Source organism: Methanococcoides vulcani, assembly GCF_900111645.1.
Classification (GTDB): Archaea; Halobacteriota; Methanosarcinia; order Methanosarcinales; family Methanosarcinaceae; genus Methanococcoides; species Methanococcoides vulcani.
On record NZ_FOHQ01000005.1, the window covers coordinates 69,055 to 93,982 of the forward strand.

Here is a 24,928-nt window from a genome sequence, read left to right on the forward strand (position 1 = left end):
ATTAATTTATAATTTGCTATTGCCGGTTATATCTTTCCTGTTTTTAGTATATAAGCCATAAGCCATAATCCCATGAATGCAGCCATAACGAACCCCGCCACCCCAAAAAGAGGAACACCCCCCACATGAGGCTGCATTCCTGTCTGTATGATAAGAGAAGAGCCTAAAATGATAGACGAAATAATTAAACTGAATGCTAACCGGTTGCTCGATGCATTGAGCTCAGCAACGATACGATCCATTCCACGATGTTCGAACTTTATGTTCAGGTAGCCTTTCTCTGCTATTGCCAGTATATGCGAGATCTGCAATGGGGCCTTGTGCAGCATCCGTGCTGTATACCACATGTCAGTGTAAAAGGTCTCTGCGATATTGCGAGGCCTGAGACGGTTGCGCATGATGTTCCTGGCATAAGGCTCAGCAACTACGGTCACATTGAAATCCGGCACCATCTGAAGGGCAAAACCGCTTACCGTCATTACACCCTTAAAGAGCAATGCGATGTTTGGCGGGATCCTTATCTTGAACTTTCTCAGCAGGGTCATCATTTCTGCGATCATTAGCGGAGTATCGAGCTGCTTTAATGACCTGCCATAATATTTGTTCAAAACGTGTTCGTAATCGATCTTAAAAGCATGCACATCAATTTCCGCGGGGACCATTCCGAAGTCTTTCAATACCTCAAGGTACTGGTTCACATCACCCCTGGTAATAGCGAGCAGGGCATCGATCAACAGGTTCCGTATCTCTTTGGATATATGCCCGACCATCCCAAAATCAAGGAGGGCGATCCGGCCATCCTCCAGGATCAGGACATTTCCGGAATGCATGTCAGCATGGAAGAAGCCGTCCTCGAAGATCTGCTTCATGAACGCCTCGGTCCCATATTCTGCTATTTTGTCCCTGTCCAGTCCAAGCTCATCGATCCGTTTGAAATCATCACTTTTGATCCCGTCGATATAGTCAAGGGTCAGCACCCTCCGACTGCTGTACTCCCAATAAACACCTGGAATAACGATGTTTGGATCGTCCTTGAAATTGCTCTGGAAACGCTCAATATTACGAGCTTCCTGAGTATAATCCATCTCCGCATATATGGACTTTTGAAGCTCGTCCACTACCTCCACAGGATTGTAAAGCTTTGCTTCCTCTACATGCTCTTCCGCAAAACCGGCTATACTATAAAGTATGTCGAGATCTGAATCGATAACCTTCCTTATACCTGGCCTCTGGACCTTCACAACAACGTCCGTGCCACCGTGAAGCTTTGCACGGTGCACCTGCCCGATGGATGCTGCAGCAATCGATTTTTTATCAAAAGAAAGGAACAGGTTCTCGACCTTATCACCTAACTCTTCTTCAATGATCCTTTCAACTTCCGAGTACTCGAACGGTGGTACATCAGTCTGAAGTTTGGAAAACTCTTCTGCATATTCTTTTGGAATAAGGTCCTCGCGCATGCTCATGAGCTGGCCGAACTTAACGTAGGTAGGGCCAAGCTCTTCAAGTACCATACGTGCCCTTGCAGGACCTGTTCTAGCCTCGTCGCCTTTACCGAAACGACCCTTGAACCTGGACCTGAGGGAACCAAGGGACCTGATGCCCATCTGGTCCACAAAGTACCCGAACCCATACTTGATGAGCGTATCAATGATTACTCCATAGCGTTTCACCATGGAATACCTGCGTACTATATTGGAAGCCATCCGACATTCTGGCTGCCATTAAATGCTATATGGCAACCTATATAACTAATAAAAACCCGCTAAGATCTTACAAAAATAAATGGAAGGAATGATCAAAATATCATTCTTCTTTGTTCTTTTCCTTTAACAGCTCTTCCAGCTCTTCGATCTTTTTGTGAAGGGATTCTACTTCTTCCTTAGTAGCAAGATCGGACTTGCCAAAGACATCCTGAACCTTTGAAGAGATCTTATCTTCAAGGTCTTCCTGCTGTTGTCTTCGCTTTTCAATCAGGTCCTCGACGAACTTTTTACCTTCCTCCTTGTTGAATTCACCATTCTCAACAAGTTCTTTTACGATCTCATCGATCTTCTCTTCGGTAATCGCGTACAGGCCCAGACCAAATAGTCCTAACTTCTTCATAGTATCTATCATCAAAATTTAACCTCCCGTAATAGAAGTTAACTTTTTTAGGATATATAGTTTGTGAAAAATAGTAACAAAAAAGAATAGCGGACCGGTTCTCACGAACCTTGCCCGATATCAGCTCACTGAACCTGCAAGCTCTTCGATGGTATGCTCAAGATATCTTGCATTACTCATCTCGATGAATTTCTGACAGACATCCCTTGCATCGCCATCCATGATAATGGAACCGTTCTCGAAAAGAACAGCCCTGTGTGACACTTCCTTAACGAAGTCCATGTGATGGCTCACAAGCACGATCGTTGTGCCAAAAGTTGCATTGATCCTCTTCAGGGAATTGGTCACATCCCTCAATGTTACAGGATCAAGGTCACCAAATGGCTCATCCAGCATGAGGATCTCAGGGGAAGTTGACAGTGCAAGTGCTATGTAAGCCCTGACATGTTCGCCACCGCTTATCTGGTAGGTGGTCTTGTCAAGAATATCCAATGGAAGGTCCAGTGCCTCAAAAATGGGTACTGCATATTTATCCACATCAGTGCTCAACACAGATGGGAACAGCTTAGGATAAATTTCCATTGAAAGACGCATCTGGTTAAGTGCCTTTGACCTCTCGTCCTCGCCCATGTCCGGAAGCTTGTAAATGATATCCAGCATCTCATTGGAAATATCCATTTCCTCTGCTTTCTTTCTTGCATGTTCAAGTGCGCCGTGCATCTTCATGCTTAACCTGAACCCTATCTGCTGACGTATGGTCGAGTGGGGGGACAGGGAGAATTCCTGATGCATTATACTGATCTTTCTCCACAGTTCCAGACGCTGTTTGGTGAAATTGGACATGTCAACCCATTCACCTTCATGACAGAAGGTCACATCACCCTCTTTCGGAATTGTCAGGCCTTCCATTATCTTCAAAAATGTAGTTTTGCCTGCTCCTGATGAACCGATGAAACTTATGATCTCCCCTTTGTTGATCTCCAGGGATTGGTCTTTGATGTTAAGGACCTCACCCACACGTATCAGGGCCAGCCTCTTTGAGATATTGCTTGCCCTTATACAGGGGACCTTTTCCTTTAGTTCTGTCAAATCTATCCGTGGTTTCAGGTCTTTGAGGAAGTTCTTCAAAACTGCCTTAGGTTCACCATCTTCAACAACCTTACCTTTCTCGATATAGATGACACGGTCTGCAAGGTATGTGTGGACTTCCGGAAGATGAGATACTACGATGATCGGGATATTCAACCGGTCCTTAAGCTGCAGGAGGACATCCATAACCTCCTGCTTGGTATCAGGACCTGTCATGGTAACAGGTTCGTCAAGAAGTAAAAGACGTGGCTGGGCTGCAAGCTGGCGGGCAACGATCAAGCGCTGTTTTTCACCACCGCTCAGCAGGTTCGATGAATGAAGCGCTTTTTTTTCAAGACCCACAAGACGCATATATGCCATGGCTCTTTCATAAAGCTCGTCATAATGAGGAGCATCCGGCTCAGGAAGAGCTTCATAGCCAATATAATGGCTGTTCAGCCTGCGTATAATGTTCTCGATCGCCGGACCGTTCCACAGACCGAAATTACGCTGAAAATGAATAGCAGTGTTCCTGCCAAGAAGTTTTGAGCCATCGGTACCGGAATCACTGGTGATCAGCGAACCGTCCAGTTCGATACTACCGCCATTGAAAGGTTCAGCACCTCTTAATATCTTGAGAAGGGTAGTTTTTCCACTACCACTTTTACCCGTTATACCGAGGATCTCACCATCGGCCACTTCAAAACTGACACCATCCAGGACGCGTACATTGCCTGAACCTGTCTCGTAATCTTTTACAATATCGGAAACCCTGAGCATAACTAAACCCCCAACAGTATCCATTTATCATTTTTTGATAGCTGACACAAGTTCCTCTATCTTATTCCTGACATCATCGGTCTCTTCGACGATCGTACCTGTCACGATCATGTCAGCACCGGCATCTGCACAGATCTTTGCAGTCCTGCCATCACGGATACCACCGCCGACAATTAACTTATTGTCTCCGAGAACGTGTTTTACCGCACCGATTGTAGCGGGAGTGACCGGCTGGTCTGCACCTGAACCGGCTTCAAGGTAAGTGTAATGCATTCCCATGTATTTTCCCGCAAGGGAATAGGCCACTGCAAGCTCCGGTTTGTTGCGAGGGATAAGTTTTGCATCGCCTACCCAGCCAACAGTACCTCCGGGCTCAGTTATGATGTAGGCCATGGAAATGGGTTCGATCCCGTACTTGTAAACAAGTGGAGCCCCCATTGCCTGATTCGTTGTGACGTAGTTGATGTCACGGGAATTCAAGAGGCTCATAAAAAGGACGGCGTCGGCATAAATGCTTAAGCCGCCGGCATTTCCCGGGAAAAGAACAGTAGGAACATCGATCTGTTCCTTTATCTTTAACAAGGTCTGATCTAATGCTAGACCTCCGGCTCCAGTGGAACCACCGATCATGATAGCATCTGTACCCCCATCTACTGCAGCTTTTGCAATATCTGCAGCAACTTCGGGGGGCTGGGATGCCGGATCGATAAGGGTTAAGTGAACTGTACCTTCGCGTTCTGCGATCTCGTTGAGGTACTCTTCCACTTTCATATGTAGGTCAGGCATTCCTAGCTTCCTTGGATTTTACACGCAGGTTACTGTAACCGCATTTTCTGCACCTTGTTGCTCTGATAGCATTTCGTGCATTGCACTTCATACAGATCTTTTTATTAAGGATCCTTTCCTCTGCTTCTGGAAATCTTGCCATGTTCTCACCTGATTGATTAATAGTATAATAATATGTTATTTGAAACTGATAGTCATCAGCAATACAGGCTGGCTACATGCATTTCAAAACATATAACTGTTTTGGGATAAAGACAAACACGTTTACAAAAAAGTGAGAAGCAGACTGAAGCAAAAATAAAGCCAAAGCTAATCGAAAATAAACAGTAAAAAAGTAATTTGATGGCAGTGATCAGGGATCGATTTGTCGACTTTATTGGACGACATCTCATTGGGCGACCCTTACCCCGATATCCTCCCCATCTCAGGTCGACCTAAAGGATTTACGAATGCCATACAAACCTTGAAAGGTCATGGGCTTTTATACCCAATGGCGTTCTACCTTCTGACTCACTGCCACACCGTACCATTTATGATACGGTAATAGAGAATATGTTTTAAAACTATTAGTGAATTTTGATATACAACCTGGTAACAAAAAAGAAGTTAGAAATTCAAAAAGAAAAATAAGAAAGATAACAGAAAAGTAAAAAGGACAAGATCGATGATCTTAGTCCTTAAGAGCAGCAATAAGCAGCTCACGGGCCTGACGTGCATCTGCACGGCCCTTCGTCTTCTTCATGACCTGACCTACAAGGAAATTGAGGGATTTCTCAGTTCCTCCAAGGTAGTCCTGAACAGCTTCCTCGTTCTCCACGATGCTCTCGGAGACTGCCTGTGTCACAATATCCCCTTCGACCTTCAGGAGACCTTTCTCCTTTACGACATCCATGGGACTTCCACCGACATCAAGGATCGTCCTGATAACATCGACCGCACTCTTTTCGGTGATCTTCTCCTCTACCACAAGACCGATGATCTCAATGATGTCCTCGGTTGTGAAGGAAGTGATGGCCAGATTCCTGTAATTCAACTCACCCCTGAGCACATCCGCAACCCAGGTTCCTGCTGCACGCGGATCGGCCTTTGAAGCAACTATCTCAAAGAAGTCCGCCACACGAATATCAGAGGTAAGTGCCTTTGCATGCATCCCCGTGATCCCGTACTGTGAGATAAAACGCTCACGTTTGGTATCAGGCAATTCCGGAAGAGATTCCTGAATAGCCGGTCCCCAGTCGGACACCCTCATTGGCACAAGGTCAGGCTCAGGGAAATAGCGATAGTCATGCTCCTCTTCTTTTGTACGCATGGAAATGGTAACGCCCCTTGCCTCGTCAAAGTGACGAGTTTCCAGGACCACCTTGCCACCTCTTCTTAAGAGGTTCTTCTGGCGCATGATCTCAAAGAGAATAGCACGTTCTGCCCCTTTGTGAGAGGAGATGTTCTTGACCTCTACCCTCTGGCCTCCCATGATAGACACATTGGAATCCACCCTCATGGAACCTTCAAGGCTGCCATCGAACACATCAAGATATTCAAGGATATTTCGCAACTTGTCAAGGTACCTGCGAGCCTCTTTCGGGCTTCTCATATCAGGTTCGGAAACGATCTCGATAAGGGACATTCCAGAACGGTTGTAATCAATAAGTGTCCCCTTGGACTTCTCAATGGTTCCCATGTGCATCAGACGACCGGGGTCCTCTTCCATGTGCGCACGTGTGATCCTTACCACATGCTCCCCATCCTCGCCTTCAATGACGACCTTCCCACCACTGACGATAGGGAAATCATACTGGGTGGTCTGGAAACCTTTTGGAAGATCAGGATAGTAATAGTTCTTCCTGTGGAACTGTGTCTGCTCCACAATTTCACAATTGAGCGCCAGGCCGATCTTCATAGCAGCTTCCACAGACTTCCTGTTGATCACAGGCAATGCTCCCGGAAGGCCCAGACAGACCGGACATACGTGAGTATTAGGTTCTGCATCGTGGTATTTTGTAGAACAACCGCAGAACATCTTGGTGTTGAGCTTGTTCAGCTGGACGTGAACCTCCAGTCCGATCATGACACCATCAGGATTATCGTATACCATTTAGATCACCTCTGCAGGACGTGCTTTATTATGATCGGTATTTTGCTCGAATGCATATGCTGAACGAATAATGGTCGCTTCATCGAACTGCTTTCCTATGATCTGTAATCCCACAGGCAGACCATCGGAAAGTCCGCATGGAACTGATATGCATGGAACTCCTGCAAGGTTCATTGGGACAGTGTTCACATCGGTCAGGTACAGGGATAATGGGTCCTCGATCTTCTCACCGATCCTGAATGCAGGCATTGGCATTGTCGGACCCATCAGGACATCCACATTGGATAATGCTTTCTCAAAGTCCTGTTTGACAAGGGTGCGCACTTTCAGTGCCTTGAGATAATACTTGTCCTGGTATCCGGCAGATAGGGCATATGTTCCAAGCAGCACCCTGCGCTGCACTTCTTTCCCGAAATATTCGGCACGTGTCCTTGATGCCATTACATGCCAGTTCTCACCGTCGTTCCTTGGACCGTAGCGTGTACCATCGAACCTCGCAAGGTTGGATGATGCCTCGCTCATGGCAATGGTATAGTAAGCTGCAAGAGCGTATTTCGTGTTAGGCATGGAAACCTTTTCCCATGTTGCACCCATTTCCTCGTACTTGCTGATAGCGTCCCAGACAGCCTTCTCAACTCCGCCGTCCACACCTTCACCAAAGTACTCTTCCGGCACTCCGACCTTCAGTCCCTTGACATCGTCAACAAGTGCATCGCGATAGCTGATCTCCCTGTTAATGGAAGTACTGTCACGCGGATCGTATCCGCCTATTACATCCATGACCGTTGCAATGTCCCCGACACATGTTGCCATTGGACCGATCTGCTCAAGGGAGTTCGCATAGGAAATAAGACCGTAACGTGAGACAGCGCCGTATGTTGGCTTGAGTCCCACAACACCGCAGAATGCGGCAGGGCAGCGAACTGAACCGCCTGTGTCAGAACCAAGTGAAATAGGAGCCTCGCCTGCTGCGACAACAGCAGCACTGCCACCGGATGAACCTCCCGGCACTCTCTCAAGGTCCCATGGGTTCATTGTAACACCATAACAGCTTGATTCGGTAGATGTGCCCATTGCGAACTCGTCCATATTGGTCTTGCCGAGTATGACAGCACCTTCTGCTTTTAACCGCTCGATGACATGTGCATCATAAGGTGGCACATAGCCTTCCAGTATCTTTGAGCTGCATGTCGTTGCAAGCCCCTTTGTAGAAATGTTATCCTTGATAGCAATAGGTACACCGGCAAGCAGTCCTTCACCTTCGCCCTTATCGGCCTGCTTTGCCATTTCAAGTGCACCGTCATAGGTACACGTGTAACCATTGATCCTGCTCTGTCCGATCGTTTCAAGATATGCAGCTGTAACCTCTTCTGCAGAACTCTCGGAGATCTTCTTCCTCACATCGGATATGCTCAACCATTCAGCCATCTTTCCACCTCAAATGATCCTCGGTGCCTTGATGTAACCATCTTTCTCGGCTGCAGTGTTCGCAAGCACATCCTTCTGGTCAAGTGATGGTGTGACAACATCTTCCCTGAAGATGTTCATGACATCTGCCACATGATATGTAGGCTCGACACCTTCAGTGTCCACCTCATCCAGTTGACCGAAATAATCCAATACAGAACTTAACTTCACAGCGTAGTCCTCGGCGTCCGCATCATCGATCTCGATGCGGGCAAGCCATCCTACGTGTTCTACCTCGTCTTTAGTGATCATTATAGGTTCCTCAGATAATTGGGATAATAACATAGTGTATTCTAATATGACTGATAGAAATCAAGTACTTAATATTAATATGTTGGGTTGTGTGCGTGAACAATAATAGTAACTGTAAAAGGACCAGTTCGTCACGGATTCTCAGCTGTCAAAAGAATATCGATAAAAGCAGGTCGAAAAAGGAAGATCATTCACCGAACTTTCAAAGCTCACAGAACTTCGCGGAGGAAATCTTCTCTTCCACCGGGAGAAATTGCAGAACAAGGGAATAATCAGGCAGCGTGGCGAACGAGGTGAATACCAGATCAGTGTGCAGGGTTATGAGGCGCTCAATTCCATAGCTAAACTTGTGGGAAAATTAGGTGTGAACTATAGCAAGATATGATGTAATTGGCCATATACTAGCGAGAGAACTTTTGAGTCAGGGCAGATATCACAGGAAGAGGAAGAAAACTGAACAGAATTGAATGATAATATCGTATTTCCAGCAAATATCCTATTAATGACCAGATAACACGCTACTTTTTTTTAAGATGGCTTGGACATTATATCCTGTAAAAATCGATCCCATGAAATGCAATTTAGACTTGCATTAATTGAATACGGAGATAAATATACATTACGAGTGTCCGCATTTCTTTTTTATTGCTGGTCATATATAAATACAATCATAACCAATTTGTAATTGGGAATAAAAGAAGGTGGTACAAATGAGACGAAGTTCAAACTTCAGGTTGGAACTCTCAAGTTCACCATGGGGAACGATCTCAATGGACTTTGTGGAGAGTGATGAGGATCCCGAAAAGCCCCCCTAACGAATTCTTTCTTCTGAAATGGTCAGCCTGATCAGCAGGTTTGGCCTAAGCTTCACTCTTTTTCCATGCCCATCCTCAGAGATGACAACGTCATACTAACTCAAATTGCCAAAGCTGACGCTATTCAATATTTAATAACAAAATAAAAGATCTAACAAAAAACAACAAATATATCCATTCAGGAGAGTTCCTGAATGGATGGTTTCACAGGATGAATTTTAAAAAATAATGGAGGTTCAGGAATCATCCTGTTTGTTCATATCTATTTTTAACAGTTTACTGCTGTCGATCCTGCCATCTGCACTAATGCTGATGGAAAATGCAATTGCAGAGGAATCCTCCGCATTTGGCTGCACATAGAGCAAAGTTGTATCTTCCATTTTCATCCCTCGTTTATTCCAAAGTTTATCTTTTAAGCTTCCTATCCTGAAATATCAGTTCGATCGATTATACCCATGTCCGGAATAGATCCGATAAAGACGCCTTCGTTTGATAGTTCCATCATCATTCACTATCGAAGAGAAAACGACAGCAGGGTCATTTCCCTTCTGTGGTTTGTATAAAACCACATTGCTCAAAAGATATTCATACTTATATGCATCTACCATATTCCCAAGTGTATCTGCCATATTCTCTGTCCCCAAATATTTACACATTATATTCTTTAAGTCAGATCGATGCATGCCAGCAAATGGAAATCATTAGTTGAGAAACCCCAGCCGGATCCCACCTGCAACCCCCATACATTGACCTTGCTACTATGTTGTCACTTTGAGTATAAATAGTATTGGATATAGATAATTTATATAATCTTTGAAGCTAATATTGGTTGTTCAGATATTAACAGCTTCAACGTTCACAAAGAGATCAATGCAATCGCTGCCAAAGCAAGCACAACCCCTATCCACTGCATTGAGGACAGACGTTCTTTCAGGATTATCCATGCAAGCAATACAGTACTGCCGGGATACAGAGATGCGATCACGGTTGCAATATCAAGTCTCCCGACCTGGGAGGCCAGTGCGAAAAAAAGGTTTCCACCAGTGTCGAACAATCCTGCAAGTATTATAAGGGGAAGGACACCCTTTGAAGGCACAGTTGCTGACCTTCTCAGCAAGGCAAATCCCAGGATCACCACGACTGCAGAGAGCTTTGCGACCGTAAGGGGCCAGAATACTGCTGATTCACTGAAAAGATCGACCGATATGAAAAAAATGCCGAATCCAACCCCCGCCAGTAACGGATAAACGACATCCTGCTTTTTGATCTCACCTTTTTCACCGGTACTGCTGATCAACCACATGGCGGCAATGGCCATAACAAAACCTGCTATCTGGTGTCCTGCAGGCAAGCCTTCATTGAAAGCACCGTAAACCACAGGCAGAGCAACGGTAACCACAGCAGAGATCGGTGCTACAACGCCCATCTTGCCCATGGAAAGTGCATGATAGAGCGCCAGAAGACCCAAACTTCCTGCAACACCTGCAACAAATCCCCAGAACATGCCATTCATTGGAGGGAATTCTTCTGAGAAATACAATGCAAGAAATGGCAAAAGAACAAGACCAACTGCCTGTGTTATTATGACAACAGAATAGACACTGGCACGCTTTGTCGCAAATCCGCCACCAAAATCTGCGGCACCCCAGGTTGCAGCTGCTGCAAGACTGAAGAAGATGACAAGGATCTCAGGAGATATCATATGGTTTGCTCCGAAACAAAAAATAGGATCATTTTCGGGTAAATTTGTTCATTTCTATAAATAGGTTCTCACAAGGATGGAAACATCGGTTCATGAAAACTTGTTTTGGTACCGGGTATCCAACAAGAAACCGGGGCTATATATACGAGTATCTTTAATGTACTTAATATCCTAACGATACCAAATTTACAATAACTACAACAAAAAGGAGAGATCAAAAAGATGTATTGCTATCAATGTGAAGAAACAGTAAGTGGACAGGCATGTACCAAAGCAGGAGCATGTGGAAAGAAACCGGAAGTTGCAGACCTTCAGGACCAGCTCACCTACATCCTCAAAGGTATCGCATACTACAACGCAAAGGCACGTGAGAACGGTATCACCGACGAGAAAGTCGATCAGTTCATCATGAACGGGCTTTTCTCAACCATCACTAACACGAACTTCAGCGCAAAGGACTTCCAGAAATACATCAGGGAAGGACTTGAAATAAGAGATGGTGTCAAGCGCAATCTTGTTACAAGGAACATCGACCTTGGAGAAACAAAAGGGCTTTCATTCGGTAACAAGGTCAAAGCCACACTCGGCATGTCTGATCCGGAAACCAGATTTGACATCCCCGGTGCTGCGATCGTCACACCCGAAGCTCTCAAGACCACAAACACAGGTATCCTTGCAACCCAGAACGAAGACATCAGGTCACTCAGGGAATTACTTACCTATGGCCTTAAAGGTCTTGCAGCCTATGCGCACCATGCAAACGTTCTTGGATACAGCGATGACAAGATATTTGCATTCACAGAAAGAGCACTTACTGCAACCCTTGACGATACCCTTTCAGTTGACGACCTTGTCGGACTGGTCCTCGAATGTGGAGAGTACGGTGTAAAGGTCATGGCGTTGCTGGATGAAGCTAACACATCCACCTACGGCAACCCTGAACCAACTGAGGTTTACCTTGGGGTCAGGGACAATCCGGGTATCCTCATCAGCGGGCATGATCTTAAGGACATGGAACAACTGCTCAAGCAGACCCAGGGAACAGGTGTTGATGTCTATACCCATGGTGAGATGCTGCCTGCGAACTACTATCCGGCATTCAAGAAATATGATCACTTCGTCGGAAACTATGGAGGTTCATGGTGGACACAGAAGAGCGAGTTCGAAAAGTTCAACGGTCCCATACTGATGACGACAAACTGTATAGTCCCTCCAAAGGACAGTTACATTGACAGGATCTATACCACAAGCATTGTCGGTTTTGATGGTGTAAAGCATATCGATGCAGACGAGAACGGTGCAAAGGACTTCTCTGCCCTGATCGAGCAGGCAAAGAAATGCAGCTCTCCGGAACAACTGGAAGATGGCACCCTGATTGGAGGATTTGCCCACAGTGCGGTCCTCTCCGTTGCAGACAAGATCGTGGAAGCCGTAAAAGGCGGAAAGATCACACGCTTCGTGGTCATGGCTGGTTGTGACGGAAGGCACAAGGAAAGGGACTACTACACCAAATTTGCAGAAGCTCTTCCCGAAAGTGCGGTCATCCTGACAGCAGGTTGTGCAAAATACCGCTACAATAAGCTTGATCTTGGTGACATTGATGGGATTCCAAGAGTGCTCGACGCAGGACAGTGTAATGATTCCTACTCCCTTGTGGTCATCGCACAGAAGCTTGCTGAAGCTTTCGGACTTGAGGACATCAATGAACTGCCGGTCTCATACAACATCGCATGGTATGAACAAAAAGCAGTCCTTGTATTGCTTGCACTGCTGCACCTTGGTGTCAAGAACATAACACTTGGTCCGACACTGCCGGCATTTGTCTCTCCGAATGTCCTCAACGTCCTTGTTGAGAACTTCAACATCGCACCCAACACAACCGTCGAGGAGGATATGGAAAGGCTGCTCTGAGCCTTTCCCCCTTCTTTTCATCCCCTTCCGTCATTATTTTCATCCATTTGTAGCCATTTTTTTCTTTTTTCCCGACTAATTGTTTACCATCAGAACGACCACTAAAAATTCATTTATACCATCATAAAACAACATATCATGGTGAGAAATATTCAGAACAAAACTAAAGGCGATCAGAACAAGGTCTGGAAAATATTACTTGCACTTGCAGCAATTATTCTCCTGACAATTGCCGCTGCAATGATATTAGTTGATCAAAGATACCACATAGGGATACTGTATCTCACCACATCGATATTGTTCTTCAGCTCTGCATATCTGATCACAACCAGCAGGGTCAACATGATGAAGGGATCGTCAAATGAGCAGGTAGCTCTTACATTGGGTTTTATCATACTTACAATAGGATGGGTACTGAATGGCCTTTTTGGGGGACTGGGTTTCGTCCTGTTCCTGACAGCCATATTATCAATACACAAAATAGTAATTAATGGATTTACCATGAAAGTGGCAAAATATACCGGAAGAAGCATATATAATAGGCAAATGCCAATTTGTCAGCTATAGAACAATTAATGTCCGGAAAAGGATGGAGATACCGATGAGACCAGAAACAAAAGCCGAGCTTATAGCCGTAGGTAGCCTTGATATAGAGCCATCCCTGCTGGGGAAGATCACAGTCCCGACCGCAGGACCGGGAGCAGGCAAAACAGCATTTTTCTTCCACTCAGGCAACCAAAGGGTCAGGCTTGCCCTGAACAAGGACTCCCCTCTCAAAGCAGTTGCCGACGGAGATGACATTGTCATAATGAGAGATGGTAAAGAGATCGCAAGGGGAGAGATCGAAGAAGAGCTTATCCATTGTCCTGACCAGGCCTACATAAACATGACAGAGAGATGTATCTTCGACTGCAAGTTCTGTCCTGTCCCAAAGCTCAATGGCAAGGTCAAGACCATTGAAGAGGTAGTGGATCTAATAGGCGAAGCGAACGCCACCGGCAAGATGAAGGCCATATCTATCACCTCAGGTGTTGATGAATCAGTGGAGAAAGAGCTTGAAAGAGCCCTCGAGGTCGTCCATGCTGTGAAGAAATACGGCGTACCCATTGGTGTTGCAGTTTACCCCACCCCTGATTCTAACATGCTTCTAAAAGAAGCAGGCGCTGACGAGATCAAGTACAACGTTGAAACAATGGACAGGGAACTCTACAAAAAGGTCTGTCCCGGACAGGACATGGAAGAAATATTGCAGGCGCTTAAGGGGGCTGTCGAGGTTTTTGGCAAGAATAAGGTATGTGCCAATTTCATCATCGGCCTGGGCGAGACAGATGAAACTGTGGAAAAAGGAATCCGTGAGCTTATCTCCATAGGAGTAGTACCCATACTCCGACCTGCAAGCATGCACCCTTTGCGTGAAGGAGAGGTTTTCATTGAAAGACCTTCAAAAGAAAGGCTGCTTAAGCTTACACGGCTACTTCGCAAGATCCTGGACGAGAACGGACTACGTGCAGATGTATTCAAGACCATGTGCCTGCCATGTACAGGATGTGACATGAACCCTCATACGGATCTTTGTGAGGATGAAGACTGAAAGGACCGAATTTGTGGGAAACAAATGTCTGAAATCGGAAATGAGCCTGCATTCGAAGCCTCCATTGAAATGACCGATGAGGACTTTGAATTTGCAACTCCGCCAATGTCAAAGGAGTTTATCATTCATATTTTTGAGAACTACGACCTGAGGCATATTGTTCTTTTTGGGGAAGATATGTTCTATGTGTCACAGCAGGACATGGAACCATTTCACCCGCTTTATGTTAACAGCCCATATCCGGATGATATTGAGCTTATATTCGATTTCATGAACATCGAAAGGATACATAAGATCGAATACATCGAGGGCGTTCTAAAGCGAAGTCCTATAGAAGAACATCCGGATATTTGATCATGGATAACAATAAAATAGGAGGTAATAGAATACAGGATGGCGATAAAATATGATTGAAAAACTTTACAGATCCCCAATTGCCTACATTATGCTGGGAGGCATATTGGTCAGTGCTTTCCTTTTCAACAGCATGTTGAAGTTTGCAGATGAAGGAAATGCGGTCATGGTCATCCTGATCGGAATTTCCATTGGTATCGTCGCACTTTTCATCACAAGGGCTATAGCCTACCAGAAACATGGCGGCCTTTTCCCAAAATAATACTTTACAGATCAGGATCAGGCTGAACGCACAGCCTCATCGATCTCATTTTTCCATCCCTTTGCGTCGGCTACTTCAAAGACATGCTTTTTCACATCCTCACGAACCTCTGAAATGATGAGCTTCTGCCTGCTGAACATCCCTGAACCCGCTACTTCCGTTCCAACAATATTCTTTAGCTTAACTTCAAGGGCCTCTTCCCCCCGGGGTGTAATGGTAGCAAGCCTGCGGTTGGTCAGAATAATGAAATTATTTTTTGCCTGCTCCAGCCGGAGAAGTGACTCACCCCTCATGTAATCGGTCTTTAACTGCTCAAGCACGTTCAACACCTTCCCCATGCCCTTTGGCCGGATCCGGATCACTTCGAACTTCTTTTTGCCCACCACAAGAAGGATCTCCTTCCTTACATGTGAAAAACCAACAAGGTCCCTGACCTCTATACGACGTGAGATCTCCGGCCTTTTTGAGAACAGACCGCCTGAGTTCTGTTCAAAATAGATATTCCTGTTCGTAATGACCAGTGTGAGTCGCGTGTTCCCAACGATTGCAGGCTCCCTTAGATGAACAGATTCACCGGTCTTAAGGACAGCACCGCCTGATGTGGTAGTTTTCTGTTCAATTCCATCTGAAACGTTCTTAGCTGCATCACTGCAGTAATGATTGAGCATCGAAACCAGCAGCTGACCCTCAATGAGCTTTACATTATGCTCTGTGGCTTCCCTGTATGCATCTTCAGTGAACGTGGAAGTCGTAACGATTATGACCCCATCGACTTTTTCCCTGTAACGCAGGCTGCTGTATTCCCTGACCTCTTTTACACCTACGGAATTCAGGTAACGTTTTACCTGGACAAGCCAGCGATGTGAAAGGCCAAAATGCTCAAGCTTTATCTCCACATCCACCCCGCCATCCTTTGATCGTGAAGTTACATTTGCCTTATATCCCATTCTCCTGAAAAGAAAAGCTACAAGGTTCTCAAGATCATACGGGTCTATTTCGAGAAGCTGGTCCAAAGACCAATTGGATATATCGCTCATTTATCGACCGTATAGGTAAGGCCACATTCCGGGCAGGAATATGTGATAGTTGTGACGTCATTGACCTTCTTTTCAGTACTTACCATCCACGTACCACAGGTTACACATTTCTGGTCAAAGAGTGACCGGTCCATCTGTTGTTTCTCACATTTGTCTTTCATAAACCTACCTTACCCGATCTTAGTATTAAGGTCTTAAAAAAGCTATCCGATATCAACCCAATGGTTGTGCATGTTTTCCGAATAACCATACAAAACTTTAAATCATTTCACAACATTAATCTGCAAACGCATAAAAGTACATGGTAGATTATAATACCATATCAAATATTAATGTTATTATAAAATTTAGAACTGTTCTCACAGGCAGATCAGGTGAGCACAATGGACGATTTAGAAAAGATCAGACAACAACGATTGGAACAGATCAAAAATAACCTTGAATCGAGGTCATTCCCGGACAGCCCCATACATGCCACGGATGCGAACTTTGATGAACTTATATCAAAATATCCAGTTGTCGTTATCGATTGCTGGGCAGAATGGTGCGGACCGTGCAGGAAATTGGTACCTGTCATTGATGCCCTTGCAAAAGAGATGCAGGGTAAGATCGCTTTCGGGAAACTGAACACTGATGAGAACCAGACGACCGCAAGAAAGTTCAATATCACGGCCATCCCCACACTTCTGGTATTCAAGAACGGAAAGCCGGCCGGACAGATAGTGGGTGCGCTCCAGAAAGAACAGCTTGTTGAAAGATTGAACAAATTTATCTGATAATTACCGGAAGATGATATAATGTCACTTAAACCAAGATTCGCAGCAAATCCCGGGGTCAGGCTCCTTGACCTTAAATCAAGTTCAAAGCCTTTCTTCATCGTGGCTTCCGTGGAGGTAGGAAACACCACCACCAAATGTATTCTGACAGCCACCAATATGGATGAAGGAAAGACATACCACGTTACCAAGACAGTCAAAATGACAAGGGATGTCAGACCACCAAAGGCCAATGAGACCGTTTTCGGAAAGACACTGAACGGAGTGGAACTCACCCGCGAATCAGTCTCAGAACTTGTCAGTGGCACATTGCTGGAAGCTGTGAAAGATGCTCACCTTGACATCGAAACAGACATCAACTTCGTTGTGCGCTCAACAGGGGTTGTTGCCGGATTCGACGCACCCGAGGAAGTAGGAGAGTTCATCAAGGCCCTTGCAGATGGATGCCTGACCGCAGGCGTACCACCAAAGCACATGACACCCCCTATGAGCGTGGACAACCTTCCGGAAAAGTTCCAGAAACACAGTAAACTGGACAAAGTTTTCTTCGATGGGGCTGTTGCCAGTGTGCTACCGCCTACCGGTGCCACAGGTGTTGAGATCGTTGCCAATGAGATGGAAGGAGAGCTTGCCACAGCAGGTATCAAGGAAGGTGCAAAATGGGTGGATGTGGATTTCCGCAACCCATGCATGTCCATGGACTTTGGAACGACCCTTGATGGCAGGATAATCAGTCCTGACAAACCTTATGCAAAGACCATCGGTAACTTCTGCGGATATGCAGGAGCAATACCCGATGCCCTGATAAAAGGTACGGAAACGGTAGACAGTCGGCTTGGCACTGCCCTGGACGTCTTTAATGATATCCACACGGACAGGCTTACAATGCTGCTTAAGGGCAAAAACATCAAGGAATACGCAAAGAAAGTACTCGATTACGTTATCATAGAAAAAGTACCGGAAAGCCGGGATAAATACGGTAGCGTACCGGTAAACCCTAAAGCTGCAAAGGATATTGGAGTTGTGCTTATAGGATGCGATGTTGGAGATAATGGATCCGACATGGACAAACTATCAATGTTAGGCGGTGAGATCTACAGCAAATACGGCCTCAAAGTGCTTTTTGCAGTGATAGATGAAGTTATGGCACAGGTTATCTACCGGCTGGTCAAGGTCGCAAAAGAAGAAGGACTTGTGTATCCTGAGACGGCCATTGGAATTACCGGACGTGCCGGCATCAGTGGCGACAAAGCCAAACTTGCACTGAAGTATCTGGAAGAGCTCGGGCTTAACAGCAAGATCGAAGAGAACGTTGTCTTCGTAGACGACGGTCTTGCAAGAGGCGCTGCGGTCATGGCAAGGTGCATGAACTCCCTGGGCACCACGTTCAACCCGCTTGGAGGCCACCGCGGCGGAAAATGTATCCTTGGACAGCGTATCAAACTTCAGAACAAATGATCTAAAAGGCAGGTATTCTATCCTGCCATGCTTTCTCTTTTTTTCTTACTTTACTTTCTGGAAGAAGCCTGCTGCCGTTTTATGGCCGCCTCTATCTCCTGCTTGTGCATCTCCGAAGATTCATGTATGCCACCCATATTTCCCCTGACCGCACGGCAGGGATATTGGGAAACTATCAGACCGGCCTTTGGACCGGCTTCTTCTACCGGAGTGCCTACAAGAGCCTCTGCCATGTGCCAGGTACTGCCACATGGAGCACCTCGTATCACATTCACTTTTGCGACCTTCCCGTCCTTTACTTCAACATCAAGTACCGGGTTTCCAAAGAAGCAGGTGAAATCATCAGTAGCAGGATCGGATGCTACATTACAGCAGATCTCATCGACCTCTATGAAGATGCCGTACTCTTTTGATATATCTTCCAGTTCCTTGACAGGTGCCTTTGAAGCACCTCCGGGCACTATCAGGGCACGCACACCTGCCTGACCTGCCAGGCGCGCTATCTGGGGAGTGATATCAGGATGCAGGGAATAAGTGATTATGATGTCAGCATCGAACACTTTCGTATCAAAGTCCAGCCCGGAAAAGAACTCCTCGGGCTCATCTATGAAATCCGGAAGATAAGCGGGAAGCTCTGCCACTATGACTTCCATATCTGTCTTTGAACGCACGGTCTCGACAAGCCTTGACCCATATTTTCCGCGCAGTATAACTCCTATTTTTGTCATTTTCAATACCTGCTTGTGATATTATTGGAACAGCGGTATATTAATATTGTTTGCTGTTCAAACTTAGTATAACTGCTAAAATATTAAGGTGATATAATGGAAGATATCGACCAGTCAATGGTATATTTCAGGTGTAATGTGTGTGATTTTGTATTCCAGGCAGATCCTAACTTCTTTCCCATAAAATGTCCCCAGTGCAGAAGTGAGGATACTTCCAGAACATAAGATCAAAGAACAGAAGATCGAAGAACATAAAGTTAAGAAGATAGCAGTACAGTTGACACTCATGAAAGGAAAGCTCATAACACTGGAAGGTATCGATGGATCCGGTAAATCCACCATCACACGTTTTTTGAACTCGCATCCTGCCTTTTCCAGTGCGGTGTTCACAAGGGAACCTACCACAAGCTGGATAGGTGACGCGGTCTACAAAGCCATTGAATCCAACACAGACCACCTTGCAGAGCTGATGCTCTTCACCGCAGACCATGCAAACCATATTGCAACCCTGATACGCCCGGCACTTGAAGACGGAAAGATCGTTATCTCAGACAGGTATTCGGACAGCAGATATGCATACCAGGGCGTTACGCTCAAGGAAAGGTTCGATGAACCCATGGAATGGGTGCAACAGATCCATAAAGGCTGGACAGTGGTCCCTGACCTTACGGTCCTTTTTGACATCGATCCGGAAATAGCGGTTAGGCGCTGTGGTAAAAGAGGGGAACAGACAAAATTCGAGAAGATCGAGCTCTTAAATGGAGTAAGAAAAAATTACCTTCGACTTGCAGAGAAAGAACCTGAAAGGTTCGTCATAATAGATACCGACAGGGACCTTAAAGAAATAGAGAACGATGTGTTGCAGGCAATCACATCGATCATGGAAAATTAAAGACCGTTAGCGTCTGCGAACTTTATGAGGGTCTCGCCAAGTTCACGTGCGTATTTTGGATTTATGTTAAAGCGGCTCCTTTTCTGACCGCTTCTTTCCTTTGCGACCTCAACATATTCACTGTCATACTTCTCGCTTTTTGCAAGGGTCATGGTAAGATACCAGCCGCCTGCCATCTTGATCTCCATGTACTCTTCGCCTTCAGAAACATTCGTATTATCTTCTGCCGTATTATCTTCTGCCATATTATCACCAGATATGTAATTTTCAGCTTTTATCTGCTTATTGTAATTTTTATTGTAATGTTTATTGCAACATTGTAACAGGGATAGAACCATTGTGTAAAGCTGTAGCCACCAATGCACCCTTGATACCTATATCCTCAAGCTGTCCGATGTCTTCTAAGCCCCTTACGCCTCCACCAAGAAGAACGTCGTGTTCACAAACATCTGCTATCAGACTTAAGAATTGTGCATCAAAACCAGCCGATGTGCCCACCATATCCATGTCAAGGAAGATGACATCATTGATATCAAGACCGTTGAGCATCTCAATAATCTCAACCGGATCGTTGGGCATTGAAGGATCTGAAGAGAGGATCACACCATCCTTTTTATCGATACTGACATTTACCCTGGAAGGGTATTGCGAAGCTACCTTCGAGATCGTATCAAGTGAAGCGGTCTCTGTCCCCAGTACGGGATGGTCTGCAAGGTCTATTACGGGCATAATGTCCTCAAAAGAGGATATTCCCGCATCCAGCATGACCTTTGTTTGCTCTGAAACCCCCCTGATAACGTCAAAGTTGGTATCCGGTGCTCCCTGACCCTGAAGACGGTTAAGGTCTGCAATATACACTTCTGCCGGCCTGAGACGGCGAACGATCTCCACAGGGTCCGATGTCGTGCATATCGAACTGGACTCATGTACCGGCCGGTACCTGCGGCGGTCCCCGCCCTGTGCATGGACAGCATTATGGTTATATACATCAAATACAAACACGGTTCGAAACATATTTAATCGATACTTTAGTTCATCCTATAAAAAAGAGGCCAATCTATGAAATTACTGGTAAGTCCTATTAACACTGAAGAAGCGATATCTGCACTCAACGGAGGAGCAGATGTAATTGATGTCAAAAATCCAAAAGAAGGCTCACTGGGTGCTAATTTCCCATGGGTCATCAAGGGTGTGAAAGATGCTGTCGAGGGTAAAAAACCTATCAGTGCCGCACTCGGCGACTTTAATTACAAGCCAGGCACCGCAGCACTTGCCGCATACGGGGCTGCAGCTGCAGGTGCAGACTATGTGAAGGTCGGGCTCTACGATGTAAAGACCGAAGATCAGGCGCTTGAAATGATGACCGGCATTGCCGAATCTTTAAAGGGAATGGACATTAAGGTCGTTGCCTGCGGATATTCTGACTATGAGCGTATCGACTCCATCGATCCGAAGTTACTCCCTGCCATTGGAGAGAAAGCAGGTGTGGACCTTGTTATGGTCGACACTGGTGTCAAGGACGGTCGCTCCACCTTCGAGTTCATGAGCGAAGATGATCTCATTGAGTTCGTTAACGATGCACACGCACGCGGACTTGAAACCGCAATTGCAGGAACCATCAAATTCGATGACATACCAGCATTAAAGCGCATTCAGCCTACCATCATTGGTGTACGCGGCATTGTTTGTGGCGGAGACCGCAGCACTACCATCAAACAGGAACTTGTTGAGAAATTAAAGAGTGAGATCTGATAGGTCTCACACCATTTTACTTTTGCAGAAAACCCTTCTGCATCATCTTTTATTTATACTATTACTGTAAAATTCACTCTATAGTGGATCTTGCAGTTATTGCCTCTGGCACTGCATTTCTTTTGATCCTTTGATATAGGTTCCCGATATGGCCGAAGATCTCATTGTTCGTGTTGCAGAAGCAAACCACCGTGATGCAGGCAGAGGCATCGCTAGGCTTGCCAATGCCCTTATGCAAAGAATTGGCGCAGTAAGCGGGGACATCATCGAGATCAGGAGTAAAAAGAAGACCTATGCAAGGGTCCTGCCGGCAAACCTTGATGATGACGGGAAAAAGATCATCCGCATCGACGGCAATCTGAGAAACAATGCAAGGGTTGGCATCGACGATCAGGTAACGGTCAGGAGAGTTGTTGAAAAGGAAGCTGAACGAATAACTCTTGCACCCACCCGGGCCTTCCCCCAGGAAAGGCTTTCACGCTCAATACACCGTAATCTGGAAGGTCGACCTCTGGAAAGAGGACAGCGTATCAGGATAGAGACAGTTAACAATCCTCTCACCTTTATTGTCAAATCTACAGTGCCCCAGGGCCCCGTTGTTGTGGCGCGTACCACCCACATCGTAATGGACAAGCCAACTGCTGAAACAGATATCAGCGAGGGAATTTCTTATGAGGATATCGGCGGCTTAAAACGGGAGTTGGGTCTGATGCGCGAGATGATAGAACTTCCTTTGCGCCATCCGGAACTTTTTGACAAGCTCGGAGTCGATCCTCCAAAAGGTGTACTGCTCTACGGCCCTCCCGGCACAGGCAAGACCATGATAGCAAAAGCGGTTGCCAGTGAGAGTGAGGCTAACTTCATTCCGATCAGCGGGCCCGAGATCATATCCAAATACTACGGGGAGAGCGAGCAGAAGCTCCGCGAGATATTCGAAGGCGCTGAAAAAGAAGGACCATCCATCATCTTCATCGACGAGATAGATTCCATCGCACCAAAACGTGACGATGTTGTCGGAGAAGTGGAACGGAGAGTTGTTGCCCAGCTCCTCTCACTTATGGACGGATTGAAGAGCAGAGGAAAAGTGATAGTCATAGCGGCCACAAACCGCCCGAACTCCATTGATCAGGCCTTGCGCCGCGGTGGGCGGTTCGACCGTGAGATCGAGATCGGAATACCAGACAGGAGTGGTCGGCTGCAGATACTCTACGTCCATACCCGCGGAATGCCGATAGAAAAGAGCATGCGTCTTGATATGATCGCCGATATGACCCACGGTTTCGTAGGCGCTGACCTGTCCTCACTATGTAAAGAAGCAGCAATGCATGCACTTCGCAGGATGCTCCCCCTGATCAGCATAGAGGAGGAGATCCCACCCGAGATAATGGAACAGCTGGAGGTTACTGAAGCTGATTTTATCGAAGCGCATCGGAACATCGAACCATCTGCACTCCGGGAAGTGTTCGTAGAGGTCCCGCATGTAATGTGGGATGACATCGGTGGATTGGAACAGGCAAAGCAGGAACTTATCGAGGCCGTGGAATGGCCTCTGAAATATCCGGACATGTTCGAAAGCCTGAACACTACCCCGCCAAGAGGCATACTGCTTTTCGGACCTCCCGGAACAGGAAAGACACTGCTTGCAAAGGCTGTTGCAAACGAAAGTGAAGCTAATTTCATCAGTATCAAGGGACCCGAACTTCTCAGCAAGTACGTGGGAGAATCCGAGAAGGCGGTCCGGGAAACGTTCAGAAAAGCAAAGCAGGCATCACCAACAGTCATTTTCTTTGATGAGCTTGATTCCATGGTCCCAAAACGAGGAATGGGGCTTGAGTCACAGGCAACTGAACGTGTTGTCAGCCAGATCCTTACCGAGATCGATGGCATAGAGGAGATGAAGGACATTGTGGTTGTGGCTGCCACCAACCGTCCGGATATTATCGACCCTGCACTTTTAAGACCCGGACGTTTTGACAGGCTTATCTATGTAAAAGCACCTGAAAGGGAGGAACGTATCAGGATATTCAACATCCATCTTGCCGGCAAACCCCTCTCAGATGAAATCAGCTCTTCCGAACTTGCCGATATGTCAGAAGGTTATGTTGGTGCCGATATCGAAGCAGTTTGCAGGGAAGCTGCAATGATGGCATTGCGAGAGAACATCAAACCGAAAATGACAAAGGAAGAAGCTTATGAAGCAGCCGGAAGGATAGTGCTTCAGACACCACATTTCAAGAAGGCAATTTCACGCGTCAGACCCTCTACATCAAATAGTGAGATGGAGATGTATGTCGAAACTGCCTGCATGTTCTCAAGATCATCAGGATCTGAAAAGAATGGAGAATGAGGGAAAAGGGAATAAGAGTCTAATACAGATATTGTATCACTTTAGGGGGAGTAACAACGTTAAAGCAAAGATTTGTAATAGATACTACAGCTCTGACCGATCTCCAGACTCGGGAAATGATGGGGATAGATGATCTTTGTGATGGTATGCGCACAATACTGGACCTGATAGCAGAATCAAGACTTCACCTACAGATAAGCTGTTATGTTCCGTTCCCGTCCGTATACAAAGAGCTTCATGAGTTTGCAAAGAACAACGATTGTAATGATGAAGTTATTGCAAAGATAGATACATGGCTCGTTAAAAAAGCACCTGACAGGCATGATGTGAAGATACCATCCCATATTTTCCACGAGTATGTGGCATACATGCGTGAGCGTATCAACAAAGGCATGAACGTGGCAGAGGAAGCCATCAGGGAAGCATCCGTACAATGCCTTTCTGTCAATCCCGAAACTGACGCTGGCTATGACATGGATAATGTGATAGATCGCGAGCTCATTGGTGGCATTGTAGGCAAGTTCAGGAACAAGTACCGTTCAGCGCTTCGCTACGGCATTCTTGACAGCGCACCGGATATTGATGTGCTACTGCTTGCAAAGGAGCTGGATGCCGCAGTTGTTGCAAGTGATTATGGTATCCAGAAATGGGCAGAACAACTTGGGGTCAGGTTCGTACCTGCAACAACATTTCCCATGATGCTTCAGGAATATCTTAAGCACACACCTTCGAAAGGTAACGACAGAAAGTGA

At 46.0% G+C, this 24,928-nt stretch carries 29 protein-coding genes; 13 read left to right on the forward strand and 16 right to left on the reverse strand.

Features of this window, described 5'->3' with window-relative positions:
• Nucleotides 1-26: 26 nt before the first annotated feature.
• The 8 genes from BMX02_RS08275 to gatC form a co-directional block, all read right to left on the reverse strand.
• Nucleotides 27-1,706, reverse strand: a complete 1,680-nt coding sequence (locus tag BMX02_RS08275) for an ABC1 kinase family protein (RefSeq protein ID WP_091690220.1) — start codon at nt 1,704-1,706, stop codon at nt 27-29.
• Between the two features lie 100 nt (nt 1,707-1,806).
• Complete coding sequence (locus tag BMX02_RS08280) at nt 1,807-2,118, reverse strand: phasin family protein (RefSeq protein ID WP_091690221.1); 312 nt, start codon at nt 2,116-2,118, stop codon at nt 1,807-1,809.
• A gap of 108 nt (nt 2,119-2,226) precedes the next feature.
• On the reverse strand, nt 2,227-3,954 hold the full coding sequence (locus tag BMX02_RS08285; protein WP_091690222.1) for an ABC transporter ATP-binding protein: 1,728 nt from the start codon (nt 3,952-3,954) through the stop codon (nt 2,227-2,229).
• 27 nt (nt 3,955-3,981) lie between these two features.
• A complete protein-coding gene (locus BMX02_RS08290; protein ID WP_091690317.1) occupies nt 3,982-4,725 on the reverse strand; it encodes a phosphoglycerol geranylgeranyltransferase in 744 nt (247 codons plus the stop codon).
• Nucleotides 4,726-4,732: 7 nt separating this feature from the next.
• On the reverse strand, nt 4,733-4,882 hold the full coding sequence (locus tag BMX02_RS08295; RefSeq protein ID WP_091690223.1) for a 50S ribosomal protein L40e: 150 nt from the start codon (nt 4,880-4,882) through the stop codon (nt 4,733-4,735).
• Between the two features lie 528 nt (nt 4,883-5,410).
• A complete protein-coding gene (gene gatB, locus BMX02_RS08300; RefSeq protein WP_091690224.1) occupies nt 5,411-6,832 on the reverse strand; it encodes an Asp-tRNA(Asn)/Glu-tRNA(Gln) amidotransferase subunit GatB in 1,422 nt (473 codons plus the stop codon).
• Nucleotides 6,833-8,260, reverse strand: coding sequence for an Asp-tRNA(Asn)/Glu-tRNA(Gln) amidotransferase subunit GatA (gene gatA / locus BMX02_RS08305; RefSeq protein WP_091690225.1), 1,428 nt, complete (start codon nt 8,258-8,260; stop codon nt 6,833-6,835).
• 9 nt (nt 8,261-8,269) lie between these two features.
• Nucleotides 8,270-8,551: an Asp-tRNA(Asn)/Glu-tRNA(Gln) amidotransferase subunit GatC gene (gatC, locus tag BMX02_RS08310; protein ID WP_091690226.1), complete on the reverse strand. Its 282-nt coding sequence runs from the start codon at nt 8,549-8,551 to the stop codon at nt 8,270-8,272.
• A gap of 253 nt (nt 8,552-8,804) precedes the next feature.
• Between gatC and BMX02_RS12265 the strand changes: the two genes are divergently transcribed.
• Nucleotides 8,805-8,936, forward strand: a complete 132-nt coding sequence (locus BMX02_RS12265) for a hypothetical protein (RefSeq protein ID WP_280176527.1) — start codon at nt 8,805-8,807, stop codon at nt 8,934-8,936.
• 666 nt (nt 8,937-9,602) lie between these two features.
• Here the strand turns inward: BMX02_RS12265 and BMX02_RS11910 are convergent.
• From BMX02_RS11910 to BMX02_RS08320, 3 genes are all read right to left on the reverse strand, one after another.
• Nucleotides 9,603-9,746, reverse strand: a complete 144-nt coding sequence (locus tag BMX02_RS11910) for a hypothetical protein (protein WP_167879317.1) — start codon at nt 9,744-9,746, stop codon at nt 9,603-9,605.
• A 54-nt stretch (nt 9,747-9,800) separates the two neighbouring features.
• The gene (locus BMX02_RS08315) at nt 9,801-9,995 is read right to left on the reverse strand and encodes a hypothetical protein (protein ID WP_091690227.1); all 195 of its coding nucleotides are present in this window, start codon (nt 9,993-9,995) and stop codon (nt 9,801-9,803) included.
• 227 nt (nt 9,996-10,222) lie between these two features.
• The gene (locus BMX02_RS08320) at nt 10,223-11,068 is read right to left on the reverse strand and encodes a DMT family transporter (RefSeq protein WP_091690228.1); all 846 of its coding nucleotides are present in this window, start codon (nt 11,066-11,068) and stop codon (nt 10,223-10,225) included.
• 222 nt (nt 11,069-11,290) lie between these two features.
• Between BMX02_RS08320 and hcp the strand changes: the two genes are divergently transcribed.
• The 5 genes from hcp to BMX02_RS08345 all read left to right on the forward strand — a co-directional run bounded on the left by hcp (nt 11,291) and on the right by BMX02_RS08345 (nt 15,186).
• Nucleotides 11,291-12,979: a hydroxylamine reductase gene (gene hcp, locus BMX02_RS08325; RefSeq protein ID WP_091690229.1), complete on the forward strand. Its 1,689-nt coding sequence runs from the start codon at nt 11,291-11,293 to the stop codon at nt 12,977-12,979.
• Between the two features lie 138 nt (nt 12,980-13,117).
• Entirely contained in the window at nt 13,118-13,546 is a 429-nt protein-coding gene (locus BMX02_RS08330) for a hypothetical protein (protein ID WP_091690230.1), read from the forward strand.
• 34 nt (nt 13,547-13,580) lie between these two features.
• A complete protein-coding gene (locus tag BMX02_RS08335) occupies nt 13,581-14,570 on the forward strand; it encodes a radical SAM protein (RefSeq protein ID WP_177165258.1) in 990 nt (329 codons plus the stop codon).
• Nucleotides 14,571-14,594: 24 nt separating this feature from the next.
• On the forward strand, nt 14,595-14,924 hold the full coding sequence (locus BMX02_RS08340; protein WP_091690232.1) for a hypothetical protein: 330 nt from the start codon (nt 14,595-14,597) through the stop codon (nt 14,922-14,924).
• Between the two features lie 52 nt (nt 14,925-14,976).
• On the forward strand, nt 14,977-15,186 hold the full coding sequence (locus BMX02_RS08345) for a hypothetical protein (protein ID WP_091690233.1): 210 nt from the start codon (nt 14,977-14,979) through the stop codon (nt 15,184-15,186).
• Between the two features lie 17 nt (nt 15,187-15,203).
• On the opposite strand, the gene BMX02_RS08350 is transcribed toward BMX02_RS08345, so the two are convergent.
• Both BMX02_RS08350 and BMX02_RS11915 read right to left on the reverse strand, forming a co-directional pair.
• Nucleotides 15,204-16,223 carry a restriction endonuclease gene (locus BMX02_RS08350; RefSeq protein ID WP_091690234.1) on the reverse strand — a complete coding sequence of 340 codons (1,020 nt, stop codon included), beginning with the start codon at nt 16,221-16,223 and terminating at the stop codon, nt 15,204-15,206.
• The gene (locus BMX02_RS11915; protein WP_167879318.1) at nt 16,220-16,384 is read right to left on the reverse strand and encodes a hypothetical protein; all 165 of its coding nucleotides are present in this window, start codon (nt 16,382-16,384) and stop codon (nt 16,220-16,222) included. The genes BMX02_RS08350 and BMX02_RS11915 overlap by 4 nt, the downstream gene beginning before the upstream one ends.
• Nucleotides 16,385-16,606: 222 nt before the next feature.
• Here BMX02_RS11915 and trxA point away from each other — a divergent pair, with 222 nt between their 5' ends.
• Nucleotides 16,607-16,999 (forward strand): thioredoxin, encoded by a 393-nt coding sequence (trxA, locus tag BMX02_RS08355; protein WP_091690235.1) that lies wholly within the window; start codon nt 16,607-16,609, stop codon nt 16,997-16,999.
• 21 nt (nt 17,000-17,020) lie between these two features.
• Nucleotides 17,021-18,457 (forward strand): methanogenesis marker 14 protein, encoded by a 1,437-nt coding sequence (locus BMX02_RS08360; RefSeq protein ID WP_091690236.1) that lies wholly within the window; start codon nt 17,021-17,023, stop codon nt 18,455-18,457.
• Between the two features lie 50 nt (nt 18,458-18,507).
• Here the strand turns inward: BMX02_RS08360 and BMX02_RS08365 are convergent, their stop codons facing one another.
• Nucleotides 18,508-19,185: a DUF166 domain-containing protein gene (locus BMX02_RS08365; RefSeq protein WP_091690237.1), complete on the reverse strand. Its 678-nt coding sequence runs from the start codon at nt 19,183-19,185 to the stop codon at nt 18,508-18,510.
• 96 nt (nt 19,186-19,281) lie between these two features.
• Here BMX02_RS08365 and BMX02_RS12270 point away from each other — a divergent pair, with 96 nt between their 5' ends.
• Entirely contained in the window at nt 19,282-19,410 is a 129-nt protein-coding gene (locus BMX02_RS12270) for a hypothetical protein (RefSeq protein ID WP_280176528.1), read from the forward strand.
• 61 nt (nt 19,411-19,471) lie between these two features.
• On the forward strand, nt 19,472-20,077 hold the full coding sequence (tmk, locus tag BMX02_RS08370) for a dTMP kinase (protein WP_091690318.1): 606 nt from the start codon (nt 19,472-19,474) through the stop codon (nt 20,075-20,077).
• Here tmk and BMX02_RS08375 read toward each other — a convergent pair.
• Together BMX02_RS08375 and BMX02_RS08380 are read right to left on the reverse strand one after the other, a co-directional pair.
• The gene (locus BMX02_RS08375; protein ID WP_091690238.1) at nt 20,074-20,322 is read right to left on the reverse strand and encodes a hypothetical protein; all 249 of its coding nucleotides are present in this window, start codon (nt 20,320-20,322) and stop codon (nt 20,074-20,076) included. The genes tmk and BMX02_RS08375 overlap by 4 nt on opposite strands.
• Nucleotides 20,323-20,383: 61 nt before the next feature.
• Nucleotides 20,384-21,079 (reverse strand): HisA/HisF-related TIM barrel protein, encoded by a 696-nt coding sequence (locus tag BMX02_RS08380; RefSeq protein ID WP_342210534.1) that lies wholly within the window; start codon nt 21,077-21,079, stop codon nt 20,384-20,386.
• Between the two features lie 57 nt (nt 21,080-21,136).
• Here BMX02_RS08380 and BMX02_RS08385 point away from each other — a divergent pair, with 57 nt between their 5' ends.
• The 3 genes from BMX02_RS08385 (at nt 21,137) to BMX02_RS08395 (ending at nt 24,928) form a co-directional block, all read left to right on the forward strand.
• Complete coding sequence (locus BMX02_RS08385; protein ID WP_091690240.1) at nt 21,137-21,829, forward strand: (5-formylfuran-3-yl)methyl phosphate synthase; 693 nt, start codon at nt 21,137-21,139, stop codon at nt 21,827-21,829.
• A gap of 148 nt (nt 21,830-21,977) precedes the next feature.
• Nucleotides 21,978-24,176, forward strand: a complete 2,199-nt coding sequence (locus BMX02_RS08390; RefSeq protein WP_091690241.1) for a CDC48 family AAA ATPase — start codon at nt 21,978-21,980, stop codon at nt 24,174-24,176.
• A gap of 116 nt (nt 24,177-24,292) precedes the next feature.
• Complete coding sequence (locus BMX02_RS08395) at nt 24,293-24,928, forward strand: RNA ligase partner protein (protein ID WP_244625207.1); 636 nt, start codon at nt 24,293-24,295, stop codon at nt 24,926-24,928.